This window comes from Oceanisphaera sp. (genome assembly GCF_052084945.1).
Classification (GTDB): domain Bacteria; phylum Pseudomonadota; class Gammaproteobacteria; order Enterobacterales; family Aeromonadaceae; genus Oceanimonas.
This window is the reverse complement of sequence record NZ_JBQDEX010000168.1, coordinates 1-3,903: the sequence shown is the minus strand read 5'-3', so window position 1 is coordinate 3,903 and position 3,903 is coordinate 1. Positions and strand designations below refer to the sequence as shown.

At 44.6% G+C, this 3,903-nt stretch carries 3 protein-coding genes; 2 read left to right on the top strand and 1 reads right to left on the bottom strand.

From position 1 onward, the window contains the following. Positions 1-441: 441 nt before the first annotated feature. Positions 442-1,650: a multidrug effflux MFS transporter gene (locus tag ACTHY5_RS11520; protein ID WP_441879792.1), complete on the bottom strand. Its 1,209-nt coding sequence runs from the start codon at positions 1,648-1,650 to the stop codon at positions 442-444. A gap of 318 nt (positions 1,651-1,968) precedes the next feature. On the opposite strand from ACTHY5_RS11520, the gene cls reads away from it, so the two are divergent. Beyond that, a complete protein-coding gene (gene cls, locus ACTHY5_RS11515) occupies positions 1,969-3,435 on the top strand; it encodes a cardiolipin synthase (RefSeq protein ID WP_441879789.1) in 1,467 nt (488 codons plus the stop codon). 68 nt (positions 3,436-3,503) lie between these two features. Further along, positions 3,504-3,890, top strand: a complete 387-nt coding sequence (locus ACTHY5_RS11510; RefSeq protein ID WP_441879787.1) for a DUF1971 domain-containing protein — start codon at positions 3,504-3,506, stop codon at positions 3,888-3,890. The last annotated feature ends 13 nt before the right edge of the window (positions 3,891-3,903 follow it).

Below are 3,903 nucleotides of genomic sequence, written 5' to 3'. Positions count from 1 at the left end.
AAGCATTAACCTTGATTTTTTAAATGTTTTATAAAACATGTTTTCACCCCAAAATGCTCTCATCCGAATGGGAGCACGGAGGTACCTGTTCGCTATTAGCCGTATTATAGGCATAACGAGATGCAATTTGAAAGAGGTTGTTGCAAATTGTGCTGTGTGCCGGGCATGCTGAATCGATGGCTCAGAGAATGATGCCAATCTAAGTAAGTATGTGAGCTTCTTGGGGTTGAACTCGTTGGGCATTAGAGGTAGAAAAGCCAGCTTTTAGCGCTAATGTTTATTCAAGAAAAATGCGAAAAGGTAAATAGCAACCCTGTGCTGAGCATAAGGTTGCTATCGTTATAAGGAGTATTTTATTGTTCAGGTTGTTATGAAAGATTGAAATGTTATGGCATACAGGCGATAACACACGATATTGTGTGGAACGGCTTGTTACAGATGTTATTTAAGTATAGTCGTTGCTAACCGGGCGGTTTCTTTGCGTACTGCAGTCGGCGCACCTAGAGCCAATAAGGTCGCCCCTAATGAACAAGCTGCCATTAGTAATACAATGGGTAACAATGAGTCTGAGCTTAAGGTGGTTGAAAAGGCACTAATACCGCCGGCGACGGTAAATTGAGTCGCGCCCAACAAGGCGGCAGCTGTGCCTCCTAGGTGTGGGAAAAACTCTAAGGCATTGGCCATATTATTAGGCACAATCGACCCCATAAAGCCGACTGCAATCACAATACTCGGCGCAATAATCCAATAAGGTGCACCACGCAGTACCAAGGCAACCAGCACTAATAGTGCAATAAACTGCAACACCACGGAAACCCGCAAAATGCTAACCGCCTCAAAGTGCCTTAATAAATAACGATTAAAAATGTTCAGGCTGGCCATGGCGACAATATTCGCGGCAAACAAGCCAGAGAACAGGGCATTAGACAAGCCAAACCATTCTTGATAGATAAAAGAAGCATTGGTGACAAACACTAACATGGCGCTAAAGCAAAGCGCTTGCAGGCCAATAAAGCGCATGGTCACTTTATGGCGTAGCACCAAAGCGTAATTAGTGATCAGGGTTGATAGGGGGGTGTGTACACGCTGATGAGCAGGTAACTGTTTAAATAAGGTTAATCGTAAGACAATTGCCAGAAAAATTGCATAGCCTGCCAACATGATATAAATGCTTGACCAATCACCAATCGCCAGCATTAAAGCCCCTAAACTGGGAGCGGCAGCGGGGGCAATGAACATTACTAAGCCAATTAAGCCAAATAAACGCGCAGCTTCTACACCGTGACATTGGTCACGCACAATCGCGGGCACAGACACGGCACAAAAAGCGCCGCCAATGCCTTGCAACAAACGCCAAATCAGCATTTCATTAAGGCTACTGGTTTGGGCCACCATAAGCGCAGATAAGGTAAATATTAATAAACCACTCATCAGTACAATTTGGCGACCATAACGGTCAGATAGCGGTCCGCCCACCAACTGTGCCAAGCCCAAAGCCCCAACATAAATACTGAGCGTGAGGCCAACATCATGATGATTAACCCCCAAGACGACAGCGATATCAGGGAACGCAGGTAGATAGGCATCCAGTGCCAAGGGCCCGAGCGCAACCGTCATGCCGAGCAAAATGGCGAGTTTCAATTGTGACACTAGTTATCTCTCCGTTCGTTTATGGTTTATGGCCAAGCCATAAAAGCGGTGACCAGCATAACAGGCTCGGGGTTTTGCTTCATTAATCTTGTTAGGGCACTGTAGACTTGTGACTAAGAGGCAGGGGCAGTACTACGCTTTGCTCGGCTTTCTCTTGAGGGTAAAGTTATTATGCTGATATTTGGCTATTTACGAGCATCACTTTAGTTATAATAGCGTTTCGTTGTTCAGCTCAAGCCTACACGGTAACGGCAAACCCGTGGTATGGTCTGGGTTATTAGAGAGATTTTTATTGATTAAGATGGATAAAAAACATACATGACAATTGTGGTTATTCTACACTTTTTTTTGGTGATGACCTTTACGACACGAATTTTGATCCGTGATGATTTATCACCGCCTGGGCGCTTGGCGTGGTTTATCGTGTTAAACGTATTACCTTATTTTGGTGTTGCTACTTACTTTTTGTTTGGCGAAATTGATATTGGCAATCGCGCCATTAAACGTCATGACGAAATTTTTAATGAGATTAAAGCTAAAGCATCCAACTTTATGGGTGAGAAGCACAATACCGATACCTTAATTGATCCGCTTTATCGTCCAGGATTTCATTATGCAGGTTCCATTAATGGTTTTCATACGTTAGGGGGAAACCGTGCTGAATTAATGGCGGATGGGGATGAAACTCGAGAGCGGTTAGTGGCCGATATCGACGGGGCTTGTGATCATGTGCATGTGCTTTATTACATTTGGCTGAATGACGAAATGGGGAGCGATGTTGCACAAGCCCTGATCCGTGCTGCACAAAGAGGAGTAACTTGTCGTGCTATGGCGGATGGACTGGGGTCGCGTGCCTTAATTAAATCACCACTGTGGCAAGAAATGCAAGATGCGGGAGTTGAGCTTGCAGTCGCGTTATCATTTCATAACCTGATTAAGACTATTTTACTGAGTCGTTTTGATTTGCGAAACCACCGTAAAATTACCGTGATTGACGCTGATGTTACCTATTGTGGCAGCCGAAACTCGGCTGATGCAGAGTTTTTACCTAAGGCTAAATACGGCCCTTGGGTGGATATTATGTTGCGCTTTGAAGGGCCAGTGGTGGCGCAAAACCAACTGCTGTTTGCCAGTGATTGGATGCAAGCAACTGGTGAGTCATTGGATCAGTTTAAATTGCAGGTTGAGTCTAATGATTCTCTCGCCGCCACGCCGCACGATTTATCTGTATCAAACGGATTTCCTGCGCAGGTGATGGGGGTTGGTCCTACTGAGCGTCGCGGTGCAACCCCACAGTTGTTTGCTAATTTAATTGCTAGTGCGCAAAGAGAGCTGATTATTTCAACGCCTTACTTTGTCCCTGACGCTACTTTGCTAGAGTCTTTGTGTGCCGCGGCGCATAGGGGAGTGGCAGTGACGCTGATTTATCCTAAAGTTAATGATAGCTGGGTTGTGTCGGCGGCTAGTCGCAGTTATTACCATCAGTTGTTGGATGCGGGCTGTGTTATTTATGAGTTTAAGGGTGGGCTACTGCATGCTAAAACCTTAACCATTGATGGTTGTATTAGCTTGATTGGCTCGTCAAATTTAGATTTACGTAGTTTTGATTTAAATTATGAAAATAATATTTTGTTACAAGACGTTGCCATTACACAGGCCATTTATGAGCGCCAGCAAGTTTATATCGCCGACTCCGAAGTTGTGGAGTTGGCCACTGTATTAGCTTGGCCTTATTATCGACGGGTTTGGAACAATGTGATTGCCACTATTGGCCCTGTGTTATAAAGCGACCTTGTTGAGCGCAATACTCTGTGTTGCTGGTATTAACCATTGAGTTATTTTAAGGAGCTAAGATGAGTGAGCTGATAATTCCGTGTGATTATAAAATAAAGCGCTCTACCCACTTTTTTACTAAAGAGAATATCCCTAAGGCTTTGTTAACTCATCACAACACCGCCGAGGGGATATACGGTCAAATTTGTGTCATGCAGGGCAAGGTTACTTTTTATGGCTTTGCGAATGAAGCGGCGACGGCGCCAGAAAAAACCTTGGTGATTGAAGCCGGCCAATTTGCTGTGAGCCCCCCGCAATATTGGCACAGAGTCGAGTTAAGTGATGATGCGCAGTTTAATATTAACTTTTGGGCGGCAACGGATGCCAGCAATAAAGCCATGTTTAAAACCTCGCGCATCCATAATCAGCCCATAGAAGAAATATTTGATAGTTCCACGGATAAGTAAGGCGTTATACCGA

Bases quoted from the DNA above. Each gene is read 5' to 3' on its own strand.
- cls (WP_441879789.1), top strand. From the start codon at position 1,969: ATGACAATTGTGGTTATTCTACACTTTTTTTTGGTGATGACCTTTACG.
- ACTHY5_RS11510 (WP_441879787.1), top strand. From the start codon at position 3,504: ATGAGTGAGCTGATAATTCCGTGTGATTATAAAATAAAGCGCTCTACC.